This is a genomic window from Nocardia rhizosphaerae, from assembly GCF_042650365.1.
In the GTDB taxonomy this organism is placed as follows: domain Bacteria; phylum Actinomycetota; class Actinomycetes; order Mycobacteriales; family Mycobacteriaceae; genus Nocardia; species Nocardia rhizosphaerae.
Genome location: NZ_JBHSBA010000007.1, coordinates 319,071 through 343,392, shown reverse-complemented (window position 1 = coordinate 343,392; position 24,322 = coordinate 319,071). Strand labels below are relative to the sequence as shown.

General features: G+C 69.8%; 19 protein-coding genes and 1 riboswitch. Of the genes, 9 read left to right on the top strand and 10 right to left on the bottom strand.

Annotation, left to right across the window (positions count from 1 at the left end; all coding sequences use genetic code 11):
- Both rsmD and ACFOW8_RS16350 read right to left on the bottom strand, forming a co-directional pair.
- Positions 1–564 carry a 16S rRNA (guanine(966)-N(2))-methyltransferase RsmD gene (gene rsmD / locus ACFOW8_RS16355; RefSeq protein WP_378551477.1) on the bottom strand — a complete coding sequence of 188 codons (564 nt, stop codon included), beginning with the start codon at positions 562–564 and terminating at the stop codon, positions 1–3.
- The gene (locus ACFOW8_RS16350) at positions 561–3,959 is read right to left on the bottom strand and encodes a pyruvate carboxylase (protein ID WP_378551476.1); all 3,399 of its coding nucleotides are present in this window, start codon (positions 3,957–3,959) and stop codon (positions 561–563) included. Before ACFOW8_RS16350 ends, rsmD begins: the two co-directional genes overlap by 4 nt.
- A 251-nt stretch (positions 3,960–4,210) precedes the next feature.
- A riboswitch (cobalamin riboswitch) is annotated at positions 4,211–4,408 on the top strand.
- Positions 4,409–4,539: 131 nt separating this feature from the next.
- On the opposite strand from ACFOW8_RS16350, the gene metE reads away from it, so the two are divergent.
- Together metE and ACFOW8_RS16340 are read left to right on the top strand one after the other, a co-directional pair.
- Positions 4,540–6,810: a 5-methyltetrahydropteroyltriglutamate--homocysteine S-methyltransferase gene (metE, locus tag ACFOW8_RS16345; protein WP_378552037.1), complete on the top strand. Its 2,271-nt coding sequence runs from the start codon at positions 4,540–4,542 to the stop codon at positions 6,808–6,810.
- Between the two features lie 156 nt (positions 6,811–6,966).
- The gene (locus ACFOW8_RS16340) at positions 6,967–8,391 is read left to right on the top strand and encodes a short-chain fatty acyl-CoA regulator family protein (RefSeq protein ID WP_378551475.1); all 1,425 of its coding nucleotides are present in this window, start codon (positions 6,967–6,969) and stop codon (positions 8,389–8,391) included.
- Positions 8,392–8,429: 38 nt separating this feature from the next.
- On the opposite strand, the gene recG is transcribed toward ACFOW8_RS16340, so the two are convergent.
- Both recG and ACFOW8_RS16330 read right to left on the bottom strand, forming a co-directional pair.
- Positions 8,430–10,694 (bottom strand): ATP-dependent DNA helicase RecG, encoded by a 2,265-nt coding sequence (recG, locus tag ACFOW8_RS16335; RefSeq protein WP_378551474.1) that lies wholly within the window; start codon positions 10,692–10,694, stop codon positions 8,430–8,432.
- The gene (locus tag ACFOW8_RS16330; RefSeq protein ID WP_378552036.1) at positions 10,695–12,536 is read right to left on the bottom strand and encodes a DAK2 domain-containing protein; all 1,842 of its coding nucleotides are present in this window, start codon (positions 12,534–12,536) and stop codon (positions 10,695–10,697) included. It lies immediately after the preceding gene.
- 287 nt (positions 12,537–12,823) lie between these two features.
- Between ACFOW8_RS16330 and rpmB the strand changes: the two genes are divergently transcribed.
- From rpmB to ACFOW8_RS16315, 3 genes are all read left to right on the top strand, one after another.
- Positions 12,824–13,015, top strand: coding sequence for a 50S ribosomal protein L28 (gene rpmB / locus ACFOW8_RS16325; protein WP_011210730.1), 192 nt, complete (start codon positions 12,824–12,826; stop codon positions 13,013–13,015).
- Between the two features lie 69 nt (positions 13,016–13,084).
- Positions 13,085–13,558, top strand: a complete 474-nt coding sequence (locus tag ACFOW8_RS16320; protein WP_378551473.1) for a GNAT family N-acetyltransferase — start codon at positions 13,085–13,087, stop codon at positions 13,556–13,558.
- A gap of 9 nt (positions 13,559–13,567) precedes the next feature.
- The gene (locus ACFOW8_RS16315) at positions 13,568–14,356 is read left to right on the top strand and encodes an enoyl-CoA hydratase/isomerase family protein (RefSeq protein WP_378551472.1); all 789 of its coding nucleotides are present in this window, start codon (positions 13,568–13,570) and stop codon (positions 14,354–14,356) included.
- A gap of 116 nt (positions 14,357–14,472) precedes the next feature.
- Here ACFOW8_RS16315 and ACFOW8_RS16310 read toward each other — a convergent pair whose 3' ends face one another.
- From ACFOW8_RS16310 to ACFOW8_RS16300, 3 genes are read right to left on the bottom strand one after another with little or no spacing between them, the layout of a single operon-like run.
- On the bottom strand, positions 14,473–14,724 hold the full coding sequence (locus ACFOW8_RS16310; protein ID WP_378551471.1) for a hypothetical protein: 252 nt from the start codon (positions 14,722–14,724) through the stop codon (positions 14,473–14,475).
- Positions 14,725–14,773: 49 nt separating this feature from the next.
- Positions 14,774–15,457 (bottom strand): uracil-DNA glycosylase, encoded by a 684-nt coding sequence (locus ACFOW8_RS16305; RefSeq protein WP_378551470.1) that lies wholly within the window; start codon positions 15,455–15,457, stop codon positions 14,774–14,776.
- Between the two features lie 11 nt (positions 15,458–15,468).
- Entirely contained in the window at positions 15,469–16,473 is a 1,005-nt protein-coding gene (locus ACFOW8_RS16300; protein WP_378552034.1) for a thiamine-phosphate kinase, read from the bottom strand.
- A 96-nt stretch (positions 16,474–16,569) separates the two neighbouring features.
- Between ACFOW8_RS16300 and ACFOW8_RS16295 the strand changes: the two genes are divergently transcribed.
- Entirely contained in the window at positions 16,570–17,310 is a 741-nt protein-coding gene (locus ACFOW8_RS16295; RefSeq protein ID WP_378551469.1) for a DUF3515 domain-containing protein, read from the top strand.
- Between the two features lie 79 nt (positions 17,311–17,389).
- Here ACFOW8_RS16295 and ACFOW8_RS16290 read toward each other — a convergent pair whose 3' ends face one another.
- Together ACFOW8_RS16290 and ACFOW8_RS16285 are read right to left on the bottom strand one after the other, a co-directional pair.
- Complete coding sequence (locus ACFOW8_RS16290; protein WP_378551468.1) at positions 17,390–18,484, bottom strand: D-alanine--D-alanine ligase family protein; 1,095 nt, start codon at positions 18,482–18,484, stop codon at positions 17,390–17,392.
- Between the two features lie 43 nt (positions 18,485–18,527).
- Entirely contained in the window at positions 18,528–19,523 is a 996-nt protein-coding gene (locus tag ACFOW8_RS16285) for an NAD(P)H-dependent glycerol-3-phosphate dehydrogenase (protein ID WP_378551467.1), read from the bottom strand.
- A gap of 31 nt (positions 19,524–19,554) precedes the next feature.
- Here ACFOW8_RS16285 and cofC point away from each other — a divergent pair, with 31 nt between their 5' ends.
- The 3 genes from cofC to ACFOW8_RS16270 all read left to right on the top strand — a co-directional run bounded on the left by cofC (position 19,555) and on the right by ACFOW8_RS16270 (position 23,414).
- Positions 19,555–20,235: a 2-phospho-L-lactate guanylyltransferase gene (gene cofC / locus ACFOW8_RS16280; RefSeq protein WP_378551466.1), complete on the top strand. Its 681-nt coding sequence runs from the start codon at positions 19,555–19,557 to the stop codon at positions 20,233–20,235.
- 72 nt (positions 20,236–20,307) lie between these two features.
- Complete coding sequence (locus ACFOW8_RS16275; protein WP_378551465.1) at positions 20,308–22,476, top strand: RNA degradosome polyphosphate kinase; 2,169 nt, start codon at positions 20,308–20,310, stop codon at positions 22,474–22,476.
- Between the two features lie 17 nt (positions 22,477–22,493).
- On the top strand, positions 22,494–23,414 hold the full coding sequence (locus ACFOW8_RS16270; protein WP_378551464.1) for an NUDIX hydrolase: 921 nt from the start codon (positions 22,494–22,496) through the stop codon (positions 23,412–23,414).
- Positions 23,415–23,539: 125 nt separating this feature from the next.
- Here ACFOW8_RS16270 and ACFOW8_RS16265 read toward each other — a convergent pair whose 3' ends face one another.
- Positions 23,540–24,217: an HU family DNA-binding protein gene (locus tag ACFOW8_RS16265; RefSeq protein WP_378551463.1), complete on the bottom strand. Its 678-nt coding sequence runs from the start codon at positions 24,215–24,217 to the stop codon at positions 23,540–23,542.
- Positions 24,218–24,322 lie beyond the last annotated feature (105 nt).

Below are 24,322 nucleotides of genomic sequence, written 5' to 3'. Positions count from 1 at the left end.
TCAGACGCTAGCACCGTATTCGGCGAGCTCGATTCTGGTCTCCCCGTACTTGCGCGGTTTCAGCGGCGCATAGCCTGCGGGCCAGATGATTTCGGGTGAGCGGATGGAGCGTTCCACGATCACCAGCGCGTCGGGGGCCAGCCAGCCGTTGGCCGCCAGTGCCGTGAGATCGGCGACCACGTCGTCGGTGCTCACGTCGTAGGGCGGGTCCGACAGGACCAGGTCGTAGGCCGCGGGGGCGGGCTGCGCGAGCACCGCGGCGACGCTGCCGAGGCGTAGATCGGCACCCGGCAGTCCGAGTTCGGCGATGTTGGCGCGCACGACCGCGGCGGCCGTGCGGTCGGACTCGATCAGCAGCGCGTGCGCGGCACCGCGCGACAGTGCCTCCAGCCCGAGCGCGCCTGAACCGGCGTACAGATCGGCGACGCGGGCGCCGTCGAGGTCGAGGCGGGCGTCGATGGCGCTGAAAAGGGCCTCGCGGACCCGGTCCGAGGTGGGCCGGGTCCCGGCGGGCGGCACCTTCAGCCGCCGCCCGCCCGCGGTGCCCGCGACGATGCGGGTCATTCCGACTCGCGCGCAGCCAGTTCCACCAGCAGATCGCCGCCTTCGACCTGCTGCACCTTGGCGGTCGCGATCCGGCCGACGATCCCGCCGCGCGGTGCGGTGATGGCGGCTTCCATCTTCATGGCTTCGATGGTGCCGATGGTGTCGCCCGCGTGGATCTCGTCGCCCTCGGACACCGCCAGGGTGACGACGCCGGCGAACGGTGCCGCGATGTGGCCGGGGTTGTTCTTGTCGGCCTTCTCCGCGGCGGGGACCTCGGAGGCGATGGAGCGGTCACGCACCGCGACCGGGCGCAGTTGCCCGTTCATGATGCACATGACCGTGCGCATCCCCTTCTCGTCGGGTTCGGAGATCGCTTCCAAACCGATGAGCAGGGTGACGCCCTTCTCCAGCTGCACCCGATGTTCCTCACCACGACGCAGGCCGTAGAAGAACTGGTTCTCCGACAACCCGGTCGTGTCACCGTACTTCTCGCGGTGCGCGGCGAACTCCGCGGTCGGGCCGGGGAACAACAGTCGGTTCAACGTGTCCCGACGCTCCAGGGAAGTGCCGTCGAGCCCGGCCTGATCCGCCGCCGTGAGCGGGGTCTCCGGCTTCGGCTCGCTCCGGCCGGCCAACGCCTTGCTGCGGAACGGTTCGGGCCAACCACCCGCCGGGGTGCCGAGCTCACCGCGCAGGAACCCGATCACCGAATCCGGGATGTCATATCGCCCCGGATCAGTAGCGAACGCCTCGATATCGACCCCGCTACCCACCAGCGCCAAAGCCAGGTCACCGACCACCTTCGACGACGGAGTCACCTTGACCAGACGACCGAGCAGCCGGTCGGCGGCCGCATACTTGGCCTCGACCTCCTCGAACCGGTCACCCAGCCCGAGCGCGATGGCCTGCTGACGCAGGTTCGACAGCTGGCCACCCGGAATCTCGTGGGTGTAGACCCGTCCGGTCGGGGCAGGCAACCCGGACTCGAACGGCGCATACACCTTTCGCAGGGCTTCCCAGTACGGCTCGAGGTCGCATACGTTCTGCAGGTTCAGGCCGGTGTCGTGTTCGGTGTGCGCGGCCGCGGCCACGATCGCCGACAACGCCGGCTGCGACGTCGTACCCGCCATCGCCGCCGACGCACCATCGACAGCATCGGCACCGGCCTGCCAGGCGGCGAGGTAGGTGGCGAGCTGACCGCCGGGGGTGTCGTGAGTGTGCACGTGCACCGGCAGGTCGAAGTTCGACCGCAACGCGGTCACCAGCTTCACCGCCGCGGGAGCGCGCAACAGCCCGGCCATGTCCTTGATCGCCAGCACATGCGCGCCGGCGTCGACGATCTGCTCGGCCAGCTTCAGGTAGTAGTCCAGGGTGTAGAGCTGCTCGTCCGGATTACACAAGTCACCGGTGTAGGACAGCGCGACCTCGGCGACCGCGGTCCCGGTCTCACGCACTGCGGCGATCGCCGGGCGCATCTGGTCGACGTTGTTGAGCGCGTCGAAGATCCGGAAAATGTCGATCCCGGTATCGGTGGCCTCCTGCACGAACGCCCGCGTGACCTGCTCCGGATACGGGGTGTAGCCGACGGTGTTGCGGCCACGCAACAACATCTGCAGACAAATGTTCGGCACCGCCTCGCGCAGCGCTGCCAGCCGTTCCCACGGGTCCTCGTGCAGGAACCGCAGCGCCACGTCATAGGTCGCCCCGCCCCAGGCCTCGATCGACAACAGCTCCGGGGTCAACCGGGCCACATGCCCGGCCACACCCAGCAAACCATTCGTCCGCACCCGCGTCGCCAGCAACGACTGGTGCGCATCGCGGAAGGTCGTATCGGTGACACCCAGCGCCTTCTGCTCACGCAAGGCACGCGCGAAACCCTCGGGCCCCAACGCCAGCAACCGCTGCCGCGACCCCGCCGGCGGCGGCACCGACAGATCGATCGCGGGCAGCTTGTCGTAGGGGTAGACGGTGGTCGGGCGGTCACCATGCGGCTTGTTCACCGTCACATCGGCCAGATAGCTCAGGATCTTGGTGCCGCGGTCGGCCGATCCGCGCGAGGTGAGCAGTTCGGGGCGCTCGTCGATGAACGAAGTGGTGACCCGGCCCGCCTGGAAGTCGGGGTCGTCGAGCACCGCGAGCAGGAACGGGATATTGGTCGTCACGCCACGGATGCGGAACTCGGCCAGCGCACGCCGGGCGCGCGCCGCCGCGGCGGGCAGGTCCCGCCCCCGGCAGGTGAGCTTGACCAGCATCGAGTCGAAGTAAGCGCCGATCTCCGCGCCCAGGTTGGCGCCGCCGTCGAGTCGGATACCGGCACCACCCGGCGTGCGATACGCCGTGATCCGGCCGGTATCGGGCCGGAAGCCGTTGGCCGGATCCTCGGTCGTGATCCGGCACTGCAGTGCCGCACCACGAATCGCCACCGTGTCCTGGCTCAGCCCGAGTTCGGCCAGGGTCTCGCCCGCCGCGATCCGCAACTGCGACTGCACCAGATCCACATCGGTGATCTCCTCGGTCACCGTATGTTCCACCTGGATACGTGGGTTCATCTCGATGAACACGTGATTGCCGCGCTCATCCAGCAAGAACTCCACCGTGCCCGCGTTGATGTACCCGATCTGCCGAGCGAAAGCCACCGCGTCCGCACAAATCCGTTCCCGCAGTGCGGGATCCAGATTCGGGGCGGGCGCCAGCTCGATCACCTTCTGATGCCGCCGCTGCAACGAACAATCCCGCTCGAACAGGTGCATCACGTTGCCGTGCTGATCAGCCAGGATCTGCACCTCGATATGCCGCGGATTCACCACCGCCTGCTCGAGGAACACCGTCGGATCACCGAACGCCGACTCCGCCTCCCGCGACGCCGCCTCGATCGACTCACGAAGCTGCTCGGGCGCGGCCACCCGCCGCATCCCACGGCCACCGCCACCGGCCACCGCCTTGACGAAGATCGGGTACTCGAACTCCCGCGACGCGGCCAGCAACGCATCGATATCGGCACTCGGTTCACTCGACCTCAGCACCGGCAGCCCGGCTGCCTTGGCAGCAGCGATCGCCGTGGCCTTGTTACCCGCCATCTCCAACACCGAGGCCGACGGACCGATGAAGGTGATGCCCTCCCGCTCACACGCGGCAGCCAGATCGGGATTCTCCGACAGGAACCCGTAACCGGGGTAGATGGCGTCGGCACCAGCACTCTTGGCGGCCTCGACTATGGCCTCGATCGACAGGTACGCCCGGACCGGGTGCCCCTCCTCGCCGATCTGATAGGACTCGGCCGCCTTCAACCGGTGCACGGAGTTGCGGTCCTCGTGCGGAAACACCGCGACCGTTCCGATGCCTAGCTCGTATGCCGCGCGGAAAGCGCGAATGGCGATCTCACCACGATTGGCGACCAAGACTTTCGAGAACATTGGAACACGGTACCCGGCGTTAGATCGGGCGGTGAACACGCAGGTCGCTTCGCCACAATCTTCACCTCGGACGCCGCGGACCTGCGATGTCGTGTTCATCGAACCGTCACATCAGGCCACCGTCCGCGCAGGTCGCGGCCGTGGGCCGAGCAGGAGTGTGGCGACGGTCGCACGGGAGGCCGTATGCTGGACGGCGCAGCTGGTTCGCCTGCGCGGTGGAAGAGTCGGAGCCCCGACCTCCCGCGCCGGCGTCGAAACCCGAGCGTGGAGGCCTCCGCGCCGGGTGAAGAGGGAACCCGGTGGGAATCCGGGACTGTCCCGCAGCGGTATGCAGGAACGACCGCCGTCATCAGCACTGGGCCCGATGCCCGGGAAGCGACGGCCAGTAGGTCGGTCGATCACGACCGGTGCCCGCGAGTCCGAAGACCTGCCGACTGTGCCGGATACGCCGTATCCGGCGGCCACCGCCTCGTGGATCGGGCGCGCGACCACCCAGTGCGACCTGTCGTGTCCCGACAGGTCTACCGAGTGTCGCCCGCGTCCGGAAAAGGGTGAGGGTCTCCCCGCACGACACTGGAGAATCTCCGTGACTGTTTCGCACTCCCCGTTCACCGCAACGGTCCTCGGTCTACCCCGGATCGGCCCGAACCGGGAACTCAAGCGCGCTACCGAGTCCTACTGGGCGGGCCGGGTCGACGCCGCGCAGCTGCACCACGTCGCCCGCGACCTGCGCCTCGCCCAGCTCGCCGACCTGCGCGACGCCGGACTCGACTCGGTTCCCGTCGGCACGTTCTCCTACTACGACCAGATGCTCGACACGGCGGTGCTGTTCGGCGCGCTGCCGCCGCGGGTCGCCGGGATCGCCGACCCGCTGGACCGCTACTTCGCGGCCGCGCGCGGCACCGACACCGTCGCCCCGCTCGAGATGACGAAGTGGTTCGACACCAACTACCACTACCTGGTCCCCGAGCTCGACGCGGCCACCGAGTTCGGCCTGCACCCCGAGAAGCTGCTGGCGGAGCTGGCCGAGGCGATCGAACTGGGCGTGCCTGCCCGTCCGGTCGTGATCGGTCCGCTCACTTTCCTGAAGCTGGCCAAGTCCGCGGGCGGCGCGGCGCTGCACCGGCTGCCCGAACTGCTCCCGCTGTACCTGGACCTGCTGGCCCAGCTGGCGAACGCCGGTGCGCAGTGGGTGCAGATCGATGAGCCGGTGCTGGTCACCGACCTCACCGAAGCAGAGATCGACCGGGTCCGCGACACCTACACGGCCCTGTCGGCCGCACAGGACCGGCCCGCGATCCTGGTCGCCTCCTACTTCGGGCACACCGATGCCGCGCTGGCGGCGCTGGCCGACACCGCGATCGAGGGTGTGGCCCTCGACTTCACCGCGGGCACCGACGTCGCGGCGGTGGCCGCCGTGCCCGCGCTGTCGCGCAAGCTGCTGGTCGCCGGTGTGGTCGACGGCCGCAATATCTGGCGCACCGATCTCGACACCGCGCTCGGCACCCTCGGCAGCTTGCTCGGCAGCGCGGGCTCGGTGGCGGTGAGCAGCTCGTGCTCGCTGCTGCACGTGCCCTACTCGCTGACCCCGGAGACCGGGCTGGACGAGCGGCTGCGCTCCTGGCTGGCCTTCGGCGCCGAGAAGGTCGCCGAGATCCGGGTACTCGCGACCGCGCTCACCGACGGCACCGACGCCGCCGCCGCCGAACTGACCGCGGCCCGCGCCGCGGCCGAATCCCGCCGCGACGATCCGCGGCTGCACAACCCGCGGGTCCGCGCCCGCCTCGCCGAGCTGGACGACACGTCGCTGACCCGCCTACCCGCCGACCAACGACGCGCTATGCAGCGCGAACACCTCGACCTGCCGGTGCTGCCGACCACCACCATCGGCTCCTACCCGCAGACCTCGGCCATCCGGCTGGCCCGCGCCGCACTGCGCAAGGGCGAGATCGACGAGGCCGAGTACGTGCGCCGGATGCGCGCCGAGATCGCCGACGTGATCGCGCTGCAGGAGAAGCTCGGCCTGGATGTGCTGGTGCACGGCGAGCCCGAACGCAACGACATGGTGCAGTACTTCGCCGAACTCCTCGACGGTTTCGCCGCCACCGAGAACGGCTGGGTGCAGTCCTACGGCACCCGTTGCGTGCGCCCACCGATCCTGTTCGGTGACGTCTCCCGCCCCGAACCGATGACGCTGTCGTGGATCGGCTACGCCCAGTCGCTGACCACCAAGCCGGTCAAGGGCATGCTCACCGGACCGGTCACCATCCTGGCCTGGTCGTTCGTGCGCGACGATCAGCCGCTCGGCGACTCGGCCCGCCAGGTCGCCCTCGCCATCAGGGACGAGACGGTCGACCTGGAGGCCCAGGGCACCAGGGTGATCCAGGTCGACGAGCCTGCGCTGCGCGAGCTGCTGCCGCTGCGCGCCGCCGAGCAGCCCGCCTACCTGCGGTGGTCGGTCGATTCGTTCCGCCTCGCCACCGCGGGGGTCGCCGACACCACCCAGGTGCACACCCATCTGTGCTACTCGGAATTCGGCGAGGTGATCTCCGCGATCGCCGGGCTGGACGCCGATGTCACCTCGATCGAGGCGGCCCGCTCGCACATGGAGGTGCTCGACGACCTGAACGCGGCCGGTTTCGCACTCGGCGTCGGCCCTGGCGTGTACGACATCCACTCCCCGCGTGTCCCGTCGGTGGCGGAGATCACCACCGCACTGTCGGCGGCGCTGAAGGCGGTTCCGGCCGAACGGCTCTGGGTGAACCCCGACTGCGGCCTCAAGACCCGCGGACCGGTGGAGGTCGAGGCCTCGCTGCGCAATCTGGTCACCGCGGCCGCCGCGCTGCGATGAGCTGAACCCCGGCCCCGGGCGGACGGACCGCTCGGGGCCGCTTCGCACGTTACGCACGGGTAGTCGCAGCGAGAAACCCTTGCAGGACTGGACTTCTGCCCACTCATTCCACGGTTCGAGCGAACATTGCGAACGCGGAGCGTTAGGATCTGCCTCGTGCGCAAGATGTACGCGGGGGCCCGGCTGCGACGGCTGCGGGAAGAACGCCGGATGACCCAGGCCGCGCTGGCCAAATCGCTCGACCTTTCCCCCAGCTATCTCAACCAGCTGGAGCGCGACCAACGCCCGCTCACCATTCCCGTTCTGCTGAAACTGAATTCGACCTTCGACCTGGACGTCCAGTTCTTCGCCGCCGACTCCGACGCCCGGCTGGTCTCGGACCTGCACGAAGTCCTTGTCGAGGCCGCGGGCGGCGGCGACACCGCCCCGATCACCGAGGTCGAGGAGCTCGCGACCCGGCTGCCCGAGGTGGCACGGATCGTGATCGCCATGCACCGGCGGCTGCGCGCGGCCACCGATCAGCTCGATCTGCTGTCGTCGCGGGTGGACACCTCGGCGGGCGAGCCGGGAACCCCGATGCCCTACGAGGACGTGCGTGACTTCTTCTACGACCACCGCAATCACATCGCCACTCTCGACCACGCCGCCGAGCAGCTGTTCGAGGAATCGGGTCTGAGCATCGGCTCCCTGGACCGGCAGCTGGCCAGGATCGCCGAGGAACGCGCCGGGGTCACCGTGCTGGTGCGCGGCGACGGCGCCGACCCCGCCATCCCGAAACGGCACTACGACCCCGACACCCGCACCCTCACCCTGGCCCGGCGGTTGCGGCCCGGCCAGCGCGCCTTCCAGATCGCGGGAACGCTCGGCCTGCTGCTCTACGGGACCGAGATCGACACCGTACTGGCCGAATCCAGGGTGCCCACCGGGGAATCGCGGGCGCTTGCCAGGGTCGGCCTCGCCAACTACTTCGCGGGCGCGCTGGTCCTGCCGTACGGGCGGTTCCTGCGCTCGGCCGAGGAACTGCGCTACGACGTCGACCTGCTCGCGCTGCGTTTCGAGGTCGGTTTCGAGACCGTCTGCCATCGGCTGAGCACCCTGCAACGGCAGGGTCAGCGGGGCGTGCCGTTCTTTCTCGTCCGCACCGACCGGGCGGGCAATATCTCGAAACGCCAGTCCGCCACCGCGTTCCACTTCTCCCGGGTCGGCGGCAGCTGCCCGCTGTGGGTGACTCACGAAGCATTCGCCCATCCCGGCCGCACGCTCACCCAGATCGCCGAGATGCCCGACGGGCGCCGCTACCTGTGGATCGCCCGCACCACCCCGGCTACGCCACAGGGATTCGGGACGGCGGCGAAGAACTTCGTCATCGGCCTCGGCTGCGATATCGAATACGCCGACCGGCTGGTGTACTCCCAGGGCGTGCAGCTCGACGACCCGCAGGTGGCGGTGCCGATCGGAGCCGGATGCAAGGTGTGTGAGCGCGCCGCGTGCCCACAGCGGGCCTTCCCGCAGATCGGACGGCCGCTCACCATCGCCGAACACACCAGCACCGACCTGCCGTATCCGCGCCTGCCGCGCTGACACCCCGCGACAGCGGTCGCGGCTCGTGACGTTCGGCGTCAGGACTTGGCGAGGTACTCGATGCGTTCGCCGTCGACCGCGGCCCGCATCATGCCGGCCAGCCCCGGATGCCGCATCAATCCGGGATCCTCGTCGACCACCCGGCGCGCCAGCTCCTGCGCGGCGGTGATCACCTCGAGGTCGTCGAGCAGCGAAAGCAGCCGCAGCGATTTCGCGGTGCCCGACTGGGCGGCGCCGAGCACATCGCCCTCCCGGCGCTGCCGCAGGTCCAGCACCGACAGCTCGAATCCGTCGGTGGTCGCCGCGACCGCCTCCAATCGGGCCATCGCCGTCCCACCGGGGGCGGCGTCGGTGATCAGCAGACACAACCCGGCGTGCTCGCCACGCCCGATCCGGCCGCGCAGCTGATGCAGCTGGCTCACGCCGAACCGGTCGGCGTCGACGATCACCATGACCGTCGCGTTCGGCACGTCGACACCGACCTCGACGACCGTGGTGCACACCAGCACGTCGATGGCGCCGTCGTTGAACTGGCGCATCACGTGGTCCTTCTCGTCGGACGGCAGCCGCCCGTGCAACAGCCCCACCCGCACGCCGGCCAGCGGTCCAGTGCTCAGCGTCTCGTACAGCTCGACCGCGGCCGCGGTGCTCGGCGCCTCCTTCTCCGCTGCCGCCTTCTTGCCCTTGGCCGGTGGCGCGTCGGGATCCTCGCCGATCCGCGAACACACCACGTACGCCTGCCTGCCCTGGCCGACCTCCTCGATGATGCGTTCCCAAGCCCGGTCCACCCAGCCCGGATGCAGCTTGCGCGCGACCACCCGCGACACGATCGGCGAGCGGCCACGAGGCAGCTGGGTGAGCGTGGAGGTCTCCAGATCGCCGAGGGTCGTCATGGCGATGGTGCGCGGGATCGGCGTCGCCGTCATCACCAGCAGGTGCGGGCTGATGCCGTCTTTCGCCTTCGCTCGCAACGCATCTCGCTGCTCGACACCGAACCGGTGCTGTTCGTCGACGATCACCAGGCCGAGGTCGAAGAACTCGACCGCGTCCTGGATGAGTGCGTGGGTACCGATGACGATGCCCGCCTCACCGGTCACCGCGTCCAGCAGCGCCGCCTTCTTACCCGCCGCCGACATCGACCCGGTGAGCAGCACCACCTTGGTCGACCGCTCGGCCGCGCCGAGCTCCCCCGCCGTCCCGAGATCACCGAGCATGCCCCGCAGCGACCGATAGTGCTGGGCGGCGAGGACTTCGGTCGGCGCGAGCAGCGCGCATTGCCGTCCGGCATCGACCACCTGCAGCATGGCGTGCAGCGCCACGATGGTCTTTCCCGATCCCACCTCGCCCTGCAGCAGGCGGTGCATCGGGCGGGTGCGCGACAGGTCGGCGGCGATCTCGTCGATCACCTGCCGCTGCCCCTCGGTGAGTTCGAACGGCAACCGGTCGTCGAAGGCGTCCGCGATACCGCCCGCGCTCGGCGGGCAGGCCGGTGCGGTCCGGCCCTCCACCTCGTGTCGCCGTTCGGCCAGCACCAGCTGCAGCGCCAGCGCCTCGTCGAAACGCAGCCGGTCCCTCGCCTTCTCGATATCGATCCGGTGTTCGGGCAGGTGGATCAGGCGCAGCGCGTCGGAGACCGGTACCAGCTGCCGTTCGGCACGCAGGTCGGCGGGCAACGGGTCGTCGATCGGGTCGAGCTGGTCGAGGACCTGGCGGATGCAGGCCAGCAGATCCCAGCTCTGCACCTTGGCCGTGGCCGGGTAGACCGGAACGAACTCCCGTTCGAAGAACGACGCGTCGACGCCGCCCGCGCCTTTCGCGCTCTGCGCCAGTCCCCGCAGCGCGCCGCTGCCACGCACCGCGGTGAGCTCCTCCACACCGGCCTCGGGCGTGTCGGGCAGGATCAGATAGTCGGGGTGCGAGAGGTTCCAGCGATCCGGGCGCCACCAGTGCACGGTGCCCGACATCATCGCCCGCGCACCCTCTTTCACCAGGTATCGCACCTTGTCGCCATGGAAGAAGGTGGCCTCGACGGGGCGGGCGGCACCGGTGTCGAGCTGCACCTTCAGCAGGTTGCCGCGGCGGTTCTTCATCGGGCGCAGTTCGGTCTTGGTGATCCGGCCGATGACGGTGATGTGCGCGCTCTCCTCCGGTTCCTCCTCGGTGAGCGGCTGCCCCTGGGTGGCGTAGCGCACCGGGTAGTGACGCAGCAGGTCCTCGACCGTCGTCATGTCGAACGCCTCGGTCAACCGGTCGGCGGCCTTCACGCCGAGCACGTGATCGAGCCGGTCCTGCAATGTCGCCATCTACTCGACCCCTATCTGCACCAGATCCGCTTGCTGCCCACCGGAATACACCACCACCTCGACACCGGGGAAACCGGCTGTCACGTGCTCGGCGAGGATCGCGCCGAGTTCCGGTCCCGCGGCGGCGCCCATCAGCAGGGTCACCAGTTCCCCACCGAGACCGAGCATCCGGTCCAGCAGGATGCGGCCCGCGCCGACCACGTCGGGGTCGATGACCACGACGTCGTTGCCGACCAGGCCGAGACCGTCACCGGGCGAACACATCCCGACCATCGTGAGCGCGCGAACCCGCGCCGCCCGCAGCGCGCCCCACCGGGTGGTCGCGGCCGCCTCCGACATCGCGAACGCGTCGTCGACCGCGATCCGCCCCCGATCGTGCACCGCCAGCGCCGCCAGCCCCTGTACCATCGACGCGCTCGGCAGCAGCAGCACATCGCGCGACCCGTCACGCGCGGCGACACCCGCGGCGACCAGGTCCTGCGCAGGCAGCGCGCCATTGGGCAGCACCAGCACTTCCCGGTGCGGCATGGCTCGGATCGCCGCCAGCAGCGCGGCGGTGTCGAGCTGGGAGTCACCGTGCAGGACCACCGCGCCCGCGTCCTCGAACAGGCACGCCGCGGCGGCGCCGTCGACGACGGAGAGGATGCCCCGGTCGGCGCGGTGGTGCTCGGCCGCGCCGTGCCGGTGGACGGCGTCGGCCACCGGGTGGTCCGGGATACGCAGGCCGAGCGCGGCGGGAGTTCCGGTGTGCGCGGAGCCGGTCGCTGGATGACCATCGGCATGGCCGTGCGGCGCGGTCACCGCGAAGCTCTCGATCCGGATTCCGGTGAGCCGCCCGATCGCGAGCCCCGCCTCGATCGCCGCCCCCGCGTCGCGGCAGTGCACGTGCGCCGACCAGGTCGTGCCACCGTCGCCGACCACGACCACCGAATCGCCGAGCACCCCGAGCCGGTCCCGCAACGCATCCGCCGCGCCCTCGTCGGCCCCGTCGATCACGTACATGACCTCGAAATGCGGGTCGGGCGATTGCTCACGCTGCTCGTCGCGGACATCGACCACACCGTTACCTGACACCGCCTCGTGCCTGGACGCGATCTCGGTGCCGGAGGCGTGGTGAGCATCGTCGCGGTGTGCGGTGTCCGGCGCGGTGCCATGGGAGCCGCGCAGATAGCTGCCCCGGATCGGTGCGTTCCCGCAGACCTGGGCGACCAGGCAGTCGAGCAGGACGAGCAGTCCGCGCGCGCCCGCGTCGACCACGCCTGCCGCGCGCAGGACGCCGAGCTGGGTCGGCGTCTCGTTCAGGGCGAGGGCGGCACCGTCGGCGGCCGAGCGCGCGACCGTGGCGAGGGTGGCATCGGCGGCGTCGGCGGCCGCGACGGCCGCCCGGTCGAGCACCGTCAGGATCGTCCCCTCGACCGGCGTGCTCAACCCCTTGCGCACCAGCACCGCCGCCCGCCGCAGCGCCGCGCGCAGTCGCTCCCCGGTGAGCGGTCCTCTGGTCACCGCCTCGGCGATTCCCCGCAACACCTGCGACAGGATGATCCCGGAGTTCCCGCGCGCCCCCGTCGTCGCGCCACGAGCCAGCGCCTCGGCGACGGCATGTGCCGAGGGCGCGCGCGCTTGCCCGGCCGGGTCCGCCTCGTCCACGTCGGCGGCGGCGACGGCGGCCCGCATGGTGGCGAGCAAGTTCGTTCCGGTGTCGGAGTCGGCGATCGGGAAGACATTGAGGGCGTCGATCTCGGCGCGGCGATGTTCCAGGTCGGTGCGGCAGGTCCGGGCCCATGCCAGCAACCCGGCGCCGTCGAGCGCCTCCCGCACCTGCGTCACCGCCACCTCGCTCACTGTTTGCCACGCCCGCCCGCCGGGCACGCACGCCAGGTTAGCGGCAGCCGCCGACAGCGGTATGCTGAGCGCGGACGGGCCCTCATCCGGGCCGAACCCGGCGTGTCGGCCGGGACACCCGGTTTGGAAGTTCACGGCCCGGCCAGCTACCCTTGCAGGGTTGCCTCGCGCGGCCGAACCCGGTCTGCGCTGGCCGACGTCAGTCGGCAAGGCATTGACGACATCAGTTTCCGGCTCAGCGGGCATCCGTGCGCGCTGACCGCTTATGACATGAAGGAGCTCGCGACATGGCTGCCGTTTGCGACGTCTGCGCCAAGGGCCCCGGTTTCGGGAAGTCGGTCTCGCACTCGCACCGGCGCACCAACCGTCGCTGGAACCCGAACATCCAGACCGTGCGTGCGCAGGTTGCCCCTGGCAACACCCGCCGGATGAACGTGTGCACCTCCTGCCTGAAGGCGGGCAAGGTCGTCCGCGGCTGATTCTCAGCCCGTACATTCTGCCGACAGTGCCCCGGCGCCCCTCGTGGGTGGTCCGGGGTTTTGTCGTCGGTGGGTACCCCTGTGCCTGACTGGCGGATCACCCCGCTGACAGCGGCCAGGGTCACCGAGCTCGCCGCCTGCCACATCGCGAGCTGGCGCGAGTCCTATGCCGCGCTCGTCCCCGGTCCCGTCCTCGACGGATTCGACCTCGACCGGTCCGCGATCACCTGGGAGCGCCGTCGTGCCGCGGGCACCTACCGGATGCCGATCGCGCTGGCCGGTCCCGAGCTGATCGGCTTCGCCGCCGCCTCCGGCACCGAACTGGCAGCGCTGTACGTGCGGGCCGCCTGGCACGGCACCGGTGTCGCCGATGCCTTGATCGAGGCCGCGGTCCCCCGATCACCGTGCACGCTGTGGGTATTCGGCGACTATCCCCGTGCGCATGTCTTCTACCGCAGACACGGGTTCGCCGACACCGGCGTCCGCCGGATCGACCCGTTCACCCTGCTGCCCGAACAGCGGTGGCGGCGCGACGCTCGCTAGGGTGACGCCATGAGTACCACCGAACCGGTTACCGCCGTCACGGTCGTCGACGGCGTGCTGCAGCTGCCGATCGCCACCACCGCCGCGGGCACCTCGATGAACTTCGACCTGGTCAACGCGGGCACCGACGCCCTGCGAGCCCTCGATCCCGAGGTCGGCGCCATCCTGCTCACCGGCACCGGCGCCAACTTCTGCGCAGGCGGCAATGTCATGCACTTCGCCGCCGCCGAGGATCGTGGCGCGTACCTGCACCAGCTGGCGTCGGAACTGCACGACTTCGTGCGCGCCCTGGTCGCCGCCCCCGTTCCGGTGGTCGCCTCGGTGCACGGCTGGGCCGCGGGAGCGGGCATGAGCCTGGTGTGCGCCGCCGATATCGCGATCGGTGGCCCGTCGACCAAGATGCGTCCGGCCTATCCCGGCATCGGACTGAGCCCCGACGGCGGCATGTCGTGGCTGCTGCCGCGCATCGTCGGTAAGAGCCGGGCCGCCGAGATCCTGCTCACCGATGCCGTCCTCGGCGCGGAGGAGGCCGTGCGCCTCGGCATCCTGAGCCGCACCGTGGCCGACGACGAGGTGCGCGCCGAGGCGCTGCGGGTCGCGCAGGGCTTCGTCAGCGGTCCCCGCACCACCTACGCGGCCATGAGAAAGCTGCTGGCCCAATCGCCGACGGCGACACTGGACCAGCAGCTCGACGCCGAACGCGACAGCATCGCCGCCGCGGCGAACGGCGCAACCGGCAGGGAAGGCGTGGATGCCTTCGTCGGCAAGCGCAAGCCTGCTTACCTCGGGCTCAACTGATCGACCACGGTTTCGGCCGCCTCGTCGCCGAGGGGCGAGACGCAACGCCGCAGGCGCGGTATCGGCCCGTCGGCGGCGAGGTTACGAGGCCGAAACCCCGCGGCGCCGGCCGCGAACTAGCACTGGGCGCCGAGGGCGCTGAAGGTGTTCTGCAGCAGGCAGGTCACCTTCGCGTTCACACCGGAGGAGATGGTGGAGGTGCCGGTGGAGGTCCATTCCTCGCCGACCTGGGTGGTAGCCACCGGAGCGGCCTGCTCGTCGTAGGGCTCGAGCGCGAGTCCGGCCGCGTTGGCCGAGGCGGCGCCCGCGGTCAGGGCGGCGGCGACGGCGGCGGTCGCGACGGCGGCGCGAACGGTCGTGATGTGCATCGGGTTGTGCTCCTTCATCATTTTCCTTCTTGCGAGGCGACGCCCCGGGTCAGGGCAGCCGCCAGTCGACCGGCTCGGCGCCGAGTTCGTCGAGCAGTTCGTTGACCCGGGAGAAGGGCCGCGAACCGAAGAATCCGCGCGAGGCCGACAGCGGGGAGGGGTGCGCCGATTCGATATAGGGGATCTCGGCCTCGACCAGCGTTGGCTTCAGCGATCCGGCGTCGCGGCCCCACAGCACGGCGACCAGCGGCTCGTCTCTGGCGACCAGCGCGCGGATGGCCTGCTCGGTGACCGCTTCCCAGCCCTTGCCGCGATGCGAGGCGGGCGTGCCAGGTGTCACGGTGAGGACCCGGTTCAGCAGCAACACACCCTGATCCGACCAGGGGCTCAGATCACCGCAGCGCGGGGTGTCGAACCCGAGGTCCTTGCTGTACTCGGCGAAGATGTTCGCCAGGCTGCGCGGCACCGGCGAAACCTCCGGCGCCACCGAGAAACTCAGACCCATCGCATGTCCCGGCGTCGGGTAGGGGTCCTGGCCGACGATCAGCACGCGGACCGCGTCGAACGGCCGCCCGAACGCGCGCAGCACGTTCTCCCCCGCGGGCAGGTAGCCGCGACCGGCCGCGTTCTCCGCTCGCAGGAATTCGCCCATCTCGCTGATGCGCTCGGCGACCGGCTCCAGTGCCCGGGCCCAGCCCGGATCGATGATCTCCGACAGTGGTTTGGCACCCATGACCGCACAACCTAGCGGTTCCGGCCGGTGGATGTGCTATCTGCCCCACGGAACGATTCCCAGCCGGTGCCACCGGCGGGCACCGCACCGTCGACGGTGACCCCGCTGCCTGCGCCGACGACCCCGATCGGCCGCCACCCCGCGGGCAGCCCGGCACCGGCGGGCCAGGTTCCCGCGAAGGCGTGGTCCTCACCGCCGGCCAGAATCCACTGCGCGGCATCGGCATCGAGCAGCCGGGCCAGCGCGGTCAGCTCCGGGTCGGCAAGGGCGGCACTGTGCACGTCGATGGCGATGCCGGAGGCCGCGGCGAGATGCCCGAGATCGGCGAGCAGTCCGTCGGAGACGTCGGTGAGCGCGGTCGGCGCGGCACCACCGGCGATGTCGAGCACGGCGGCGTACGGCGGTTGCGGAACCCGGTGTGCCGCAAGCGCATGCGCGAAGGCCGGAGCGGAAAGGTCGGCACCGCCGGTGAACGCGGCCAGCCCGGCGGCTGACCACCCGAGCTCGCCCGCGACCGCGACCGTGTCACCGATACCCGCGCCCGCGCGGGTGATCGCCGCCTGCCCACCCAGGTCGCCGAAGGCCGTCACCGAGATCACCAGGTGATCGCTGCGCACGAGGTCACCGCCCACGATGGAACCGCCTGCCCGGCCCGCCTCGGCCCACAGCCCGTCGGCGAGACCGGTGACGACCGCGACCGGGGTGTCGGCCGGGCAACCGAGGGCGACGACGAAGCCGGACGGCCGCGCACCCATGGCGACGATGTCGGCGGCGTTCTGCGCGATGGCCTTGCGACCGATCTCGATGGGCGCCGACCAGTCCAGCCGGAAGTGCCTGCCCTCGACGAGCATGTCGGTGCTCACCACGAACCTGCCGTCGGGCGCGGCGAGCAGCGCGGCGTCGTCGCCGGGGCCGAGCAGCACCTGCGCCGCCTGCTCCCTGCCCGCGTTGATCAGGTCGATCAGCGCGAACTCACCCAGCTCACGCACCGTCCGCGGGCGGCTGTCCTCGCTGATGACCGGCCCCTTCCCACTGTGCTGTCAACCGACGAAATCGCCCCGACGGTACCCTTTCGGAGGCGAAGAGGACACAACGGAGAGGACCACACGGTTATGGCGGCGGATTCGTCGGACCCGACAGCGGCGAACGACCGGGACGACACCCCACCGGCGGACCCGTCCTCGCTCGCGGCGCACGGAGACACGACGGCCGAGGAGTCCTCGGCCGTACCCGGTGCCGGTGCCGCGCCGCCGAGCACACCCGGCCCCGCCGTCGACATCGACGAGGCGACCGACGCACCCGCCCCAGCCGACGAAGCCGCGAGTACCCCCTACTCCCCCGCGCTGATCGCCACCGCGGTCGCCTTGCCGGTGATCCTGATCGTCGGCGTCCTCGTCGCCGCCTTCATCGCCCTGCGCGCCCCGGTCGAACGCGAACCGCTCGCCCTCGGTCCGGTCCCTGCGCCTGCCGCCGAAGGCCCGGCCTGCCTGGCGCTGCTGCCCGCGCTGCCCGCCGATCTCGGCGACTACACCAAATCCACGCTGGTCGAACCCGCCCCGCCGGCCACCCGTGCCTGGCAGCATCCCGACGGCGGCGAGCCGGTGGTACTGCGGTGCGGGCTCGACCGGCCGCTCGAATTCAACCGCGCGTCGCCGCTGACCGAAGTCAACGGCGTGCAGTGGTTCCAGGTTCGCGATGAGGTGGGCAAGGTCGGCACCTGGTTCGCCGTCGACCGCGAAACCTATATCGCGCTCACCATCCCCGACGGCTCCGGCGCCGGGGCGATCCAGACGGTGTCCGACGTCGTCGCCGCGACGCTGCCCTCTCGCGAACCCACCCCCGGCGAGCTGTGATCACGGGAACCGCCACCAAGACCCGCATCCAGCTCGTTCTCGGCCGCCTCGCCGCCGAAGACCCCGCGGCGGCTCGCGCTCAGCGCAGGCCGGTACCGCGCGCGATCGCCGTATCGATCAGCGTCGACACCAGCGCGGGATAGTCGATCCCGGTCGCCTCCCACATGCGCGGGTACTGCGAGATCGGCGTGAAGCCGGGCATGGTGTTGATCTCGTTGATCACCGGGCCGTCCGCGGTGACGAAGAAGTCGACCCGTGCCAGCCCCTGGCAGTCGAGGGCGCGGAAGGCGCGCACCGACAGTTCCCTGATCTGCTCGGCGACGTCGTCGTCGAGCTTGGCGGGAACATCGAACTCGCACACGTCGTCGAGGTATTTGGTGGCGAAGTCGTAGAACTCGGGCGCGGCCACATCGGCGTCGGGCATCCTGATCTCGGACACCACGCTGGCCCGCACCTGGCCGTCGGCGAATTCCAGGACACCGCACTCGACTTCGCGGCCGACGATGCCCGCTTCCACGATCACCTTGGGATCGTGTTCGCGCGCCGCGGCCACGGCGGCGTCCAGCTCGGCCCAGTCGGTGATCTTGGTGATGCCGATCGATGACCCACCACGGGCCGGTTTCACGAATGCGGGCAGCCCGATCCGCTCCCGCTCCGGCACGGTCAGCGTGGCGGTGCCAGGGCGCAAGACGACCTGCACGCCGACCGGTAGTCCCTCGGCGGCGAGCAGTTTCTTGGTGAATTCCTTGTCCATACCCGCGGCGCTGGCGAGCACACCGGCCCCGACATAGGGCACACCGGCGAGCTCGAGCATGCCCTGCAGGGTGCCGTCCTCCCCGAAGGGTCCGTGCAGGATCGGGAACACCACGTCGACCCGGCCGAGCGCGGCGGACGGATCGTCGAGCGCGACCAGCGCACCGGCGCGGCTCGGATCGGCGGCCAGGGTGAGCGCGGTGCCCGCCGCGTCGACCGCGGGCAGGCTGCCGTGGCCGAGCGCGAGGTCACCGATGCCATCGGCGAGCACCCAGCCACCCGCGGTGGTGATCCCGATCGGCACCACCTCGTAGCGGGCGGGATCGAGGTTGCGCAGCACACTGCTCGCCGACACACACGAGACGGCGTGCTCGCTGCTGCGCCCGCCGAACACCACGGCCACCCTGATCCGGTTCGTCATGCCCGTCACCGTAGCCGTTTGACCGGCCGGTGGCGCGATCGCCCTACTCGGGCTTGATCCGCCTGCCCAGCAGGCTGTCGACCGCCTCGCGCACCGAAAGTCCCTCGTGGCACACCCGGTGCACGGCGTCGGTGAGCGGCATCTCCACCTGATGCGCGGCGGCAAGTGCCCGCACCGATGTGCAGGACTTCACACCCTCGGCGACCTGCCCGTTGGTCGCCTCCTGCGCGGCCTGCATGGATCCACCGGCGCCGAGCACCGCGCCGAAGGACCGGTTGCGCGACAGCGGTGAGGTGCAGGTTGCCACGAGATCGCCGACGCCGGCCAGCCCGGCCAGGGTCACCGGCTGGGCGCCGAGCGCGACGCCGAGCCGCATCACCTCGGCGAGACCGCGGGTGATCAGGCTGGCGACGGTGTTGTCGCCGAGACCCATTCCCGAGGCGATGCCGCAGGCAAGCGCGATGACGTTCTTGCACGCACCGCCGATCTCGCACCCGATCACATCGGTGTTGGTGTACGGCCGGAAATAGCCGGTGGCACATGCCCGCTGTGCCACCTGGGCCCGCTCGGAATCGCTACAGGCGATCACCGTCGCCGTCGGCTGCCGTTCCACGATCTCCCCGGCCAGGTTCGGCCCGGACAGCACCGCGATCCGCCCCTCCTCGGCACCGGTGACCTCGGCGATCACCTGGCTCATCCGCAACAGTGTGCCGGTCTCGATGCCCTTGGCCAGGCTGAGCAGCGTCGCGTCCGGTCCGATATCGCCCTTCCACTGCTCCAGATTCGCGCGCAACGACTGCGACGGCACCGCGAGCACCACCAGATCGACACCGTCGAGCGCGGCCCGGTGATCGGCGGTCGCCCGGACCGGCGGCAACTGCACACCGGGCAGATAGAACGGATTACGGTGCTCGCGGTTCAGTGCCTCGGCCACCTCGTCGCGTCTGGCCCAGATCGTGACCTCGGTCCCCGCTTCCGCCAACACCTTCGCGAACGCGGTTCCCCACGACCCCGCGCCCATCACCGCCGCCCTCGTCATCTGCTCAATATGCCATGCAAGGATTGGACGCATGCGTCCGCACACCGTGCACGCCGTGATGGCGGTCAAGCACATCGATCGGGCCAAGAGCAGACTCGCGGGTCTGCTGACGCCCGAGCAGCGTGGCCTGCTCGTGCTGGCCATGTTCGCCGACACCGTCGCCGCGGCCACCGCGGTGCCCGAGGTGTTGTCGCTGACGGTGGTCACCCCGGATCCGGCCGTGGCGGCGCGGGCCGCCGAACTCGGCGCGCACGTCCTCGACGAACCGGCGGGCGCGCCCGATCCGCTCAACGCCGCACTCACCACCGGCGCGGCAGCCGTGCGCGACCGTTTCGGTCCGGCGCACCTGCTCGCCCTGCAGGCGGACCTGCCCGCGTTGCGGCCCGCCGAGCTCACCGATCTGCTCACGGTCGCGCCCGACGGTGTCCGCTCGGTGATCGTGGACCACACCGGTACCGGGACCGCCGCGCTACTGGTCCGCGACACGTCCGCCGACCTCGCGCCACGCTTCGGCACCGATTCCGCGCGCGCCCACCGCGACGACGGCGCGCACGCGCTCGCCGGGCATTGGCCGGGCCTGCGCCACGATGTCGACACGCCCGCGGACCTCGACGCCGTCCGTGCCCTCGGCGTCGGCCCGCACACCGCCCACATCCTTGGCACGTTCGGCTTCTCCGCACGGACCGGTGCGCGGATTCGCACGGTGTGCTAGCAGATCGCCACCTCTGGACCGAAAGGTACGAAACCGGAGAGGTCATACTGCGGACCGGCCGGATCGTAGGGGATGATTGACACCGTGAGCGATACGGAAACCATCAAGCAGCAGGCCCCGATTTCCCCGCCACCCGCGGCCGCCAACGGCGTGGGCACCGATACCACCGCCCGGCGATTGCCCCGGGATCGCTACCTCAATCGCGAGCTGAGCTGGCTCGACTTCAACGCCCGTGTCCTCGCCCTCGCCGAGGACGCGTCCCTGCCGCTGCTCGAACGCGCGAAATTCCTGGCGATCTTCGCCTCGAACCTCGACGAGTTCTACATGGTCCGCGTCGCCGGGCTCAAACGCCGTGCCGAAACCGGCCTGTCGGTGCGGTCCGCCGATGGTCGCTCACCGTCGGAACAGCTGGAGCTGATCACCGCGCGCGCCCAGGAACTGGCCGGGCGGCACGCGCGGGTGTTCCTCGACCACGTCGAGCCGGCGCTCGACGCCGAGGGCATCAACATCATCGGCTGGGCAGACCTCGACGACGACGAGCGGGCGCGCCTGTCCGGCTACTTCACCGACCAGGTCTTCCCCGTGCTCACCCCGCTGGCCGTCGACCCGGCGCACCCGTTCCCCTATATCTCCGGCCTGAGCCTGAATCTGGCTGTGACGGTGCAGGATGCCGATACCGGCGGCGAGCACTTCGCCCGCGTGAAGGTCCCCGACAATGTCGACCGGTTCGTGCGGGTGCGGCGCACCGCGGCGCCGTCGGCCATCGCGGCGTTCCTGCCGATGGAAGATCTCATCGCCGCCCACCTGGATCTGCTGTTCCCCGGTCTCACCGTGCTGGAGACGCATTCGTTCCGGATCACCCGCAACGCCGATTTCGAGGTCGACGAGGACCGCGACGAGGACCTGCTCCAGGCGATGGAACGCGAGCTGGCCCGCAGGCGGTTCGGCAATCCGGTGCGGCTCGAGGTCTCCGACGACATGACCGAGCACATGCTCGAGCTGCTGCTGCGCGAGCTGGAGGTGGATCCAGCCGATGTGATCCAGGTGCCAGGTCTGCTCGACCTGTCCTGCCTGATGCAGGTCTACGGTGTCGACCGGCCCGATCTCAAGGACGCGCCGTATGTTCCGGCCACCCCGGCGGCCTTCGGCGAACGCGAGACACCGCGCAATGTCTTCTCGGCGCTGCGCGAGGGCGATGTGCTCGTGCACCACCCCTACGACTCGTTCTCCACCAGCGTGCAGCGCTTCATCGAACAGGCCGCCGCCGACCCGCAGGTCCTGGCGATCAAGCAGACGTTGTACCGCACCTCCGGTGACTCCCCGATCATCAACGCGCTGATCGAGGCGGCCGAGGCGGGCAAGCAGGTCGTCGCGCTGGTCGAGATCAAGGCCCGCTTCGACGAACAGGCCAACATCAAATGGGCACGCGCGCTGGAGCAGGCGGGTGTGCACGTGGTCTACGGCCTGATCGGGCTGAAGACCCACTGCAAGACCTGTCTGGTGGTGCGCCGCGAGGGCTCGACCATCCGCCGCTACTGCCACATCGGCACCGGCAATTACAACCCGAAGACCGCGCGCCTGTACGAGGACATCGGATTGTTCACCGCGGCACCGGAGATCGGCGCCGATCTGACCGACCTGTTCAATTCGCTCACCGGGTACTCCCGTAAGGAGGACTACCGCAATCTGATGGTCGCGCCGCTCGGCGTCCGCGACGGCATCATCGAGCGGATCGACCGCGAGATCGAACTGGCCGAGCAGGGTCACGACGCCAGGGTGCGGCTCAAGGCCAACGCCATCGTCGACGAGCAGATCATCGACGCGCTCTACCGCGCCTCGCAGGCCGGGGTGCCGGTCCAGATCGTGGTACGCGGCATCTGCGGCCTCCGCCCCGGCGTGCCGGGTCTGAGCGAGAACATCGAGGTGCGGTCGATTCTCGGCCGGTTCCTCGAACATTCCAGGGTGATCGAGTTCGGCGCGCAGGCACAGACCTGGATCGGCAGCGCCGACATGATGCACCGCAATCTCGACCGCCGGGTCGAAGTGATGGTGCAGGTGAAGGACCCCCGCCTGGCCGAACGGCTCTCGGTGGTGTTCGATTCGGCGTTGGACCCGATGACCCGGTGCTGGGAACTGTTACCCGACGGCACCTGGCAGGCCAGCCCGACCGATGCCGAGGCCAGCCAGGTTCGCGATCACCAGCAGTTCCTCATGCGGCTGCGTCGTCCCGATCAGCAGTGAACAACGGCGCCCGCACCATGCATGACCCCCGAGTCCGGGCCAATATCTACGCCGCAGGCGCGCTGGTGTGGCGCGCGGGCGGCGCCGGACCGGAGATCGCGGTGGTCCACCGGCCGAAATACGGTGACTGGTCACTGCCCAAGGGCAAACTCGACCCCGGCGAGACACCGATCGTCGCCGCGGTGCGCGAGGTCGGCGAGGAGACGGGGCTACCGGTCACACTGGGCCGGTTTCTCGGGCACATCACCTATCCGATTCCGGGGCACCGGCAGCTGAAACGGGTCTACTACTGGGCGGCCGAGGCGAGCGACGGCGAGTTCGCGGTCAACGCCGAGGTCGACCAGTTGCGCTGGTATCCGCTCGACGAGGTGATGGACCAGCTGTCGTATCCGATGGACCGGCAGGTCGTGCGGATGTTCGCCCGGGTGCCCGCCCGCACCAGCACCGTGCTGCTGGTGCGGCACGCCAAGGCGGGCAAGCGCGCGCGGTTCGACGGCCCCGACGAGCAGCGTCCGCTCGAGCCCGCCGGGTACAAGCAGGCGCAGGCATTGACACCGAATCTGCTGGCGTTCGGCGCATCCGAGGTGCATTCGGCCGATCCGCTGCGCTGTATCCAAACCGTGACCCCACTGGCCGATGCGCTGAACGTCGAGATCAATTGCGAGCCAATGTTTTCCGAGAAAGGCTACGATTCAGCGAAAGATGCTGCGCGACAACGATTCCTGTCGCTGGTGACCGATCGTGACGTTCCGGTGGTATGCAGTCAGGGCGGGGTGATTCCCGATCTCGTGCAATGGCTCGCCGAGCGCGGCGGGCTGAGCGTACCCCCGGCCCGCAATCGCAAGGGCAGCGTCTGGGCATTGTCCTTCACCGGCGACCGATTAGTCGCTGCCGACCATTTGGACCGGACTCTCACGACGGGATTCGTCACCGGCTGACCGCTCGCGGCAGGCGGCGAAACAGCCGAAACGGCCCCGGTTTCCCCGGGGCCGTTCTCGGTCCAGTGGTGGGTGATGCGGCCTGTTACGTGCACATTCCCCGACCCGATCCCGCTGCGGCGGGATCAACGAGCACGACGGGTGGCTGTCTTCTTCGCAGCGGTCTTCTTCGCGGGGGCCTTCTTGGCGGCCGTGGTCTTCTTCGCCGGCGCCTTCTTGGCGGCCGTGGTCTTCTTGGCCACCGCCGTGGTCTTCTTGGCAGGCGCCTTCTTGGCCGCGGTCACTTTCTTTGCCGCCGTGGTCTTCTTCGCGGCGGTGGCCTTCTTCGCGGCCGCCGTCGTCGTCTTCTTGGCGGCGGGCGCCTTGGTGGCGGCCTTGCGGGCGGTGGTCTTGGCCGGACCCTTCGACGGCGTGGCCTTCTTGGCGGCGGTCTTCTTGGCCGCCGTCTTCTTGGCCGCTGCCTTCTTCGCCGCCACCGGCGCGTTCACGCCACGCTTGACGGCGGGGCCGGTCGCGGCCAGCTTCTGCTTACCCGCGATCACCGCCTTGAACTGAGCGCCCGGCCGGAAGGCAGGCACCGAAGTCGCCTTCACCTTCACGGTTTCGCCGGTGCGCGGGTTGCGGGCAACCCTGGGGGCACGCTTGCGCTGTTCGAACACACCGAATCCGGTGATCGTGACGCTTTGACCTTTGTGCACGGCGCGAACGATGGTGTCGACCACGTTCTCGACAGCCGCAGTAGCCGTGCGCCTGTCCGTACCCAACTTTTCGGTCAGAACGTCGATCAGTTCCGCCTTGTTCATTGAATCCTCCGCAGACTAATGGCCCGTCGTCGGACCGACTAGGTACCACGGTAAACCCAGTTTGAGCAAGAGTCTATGTGCCACGCCAAAATTCATGTGGTTTAG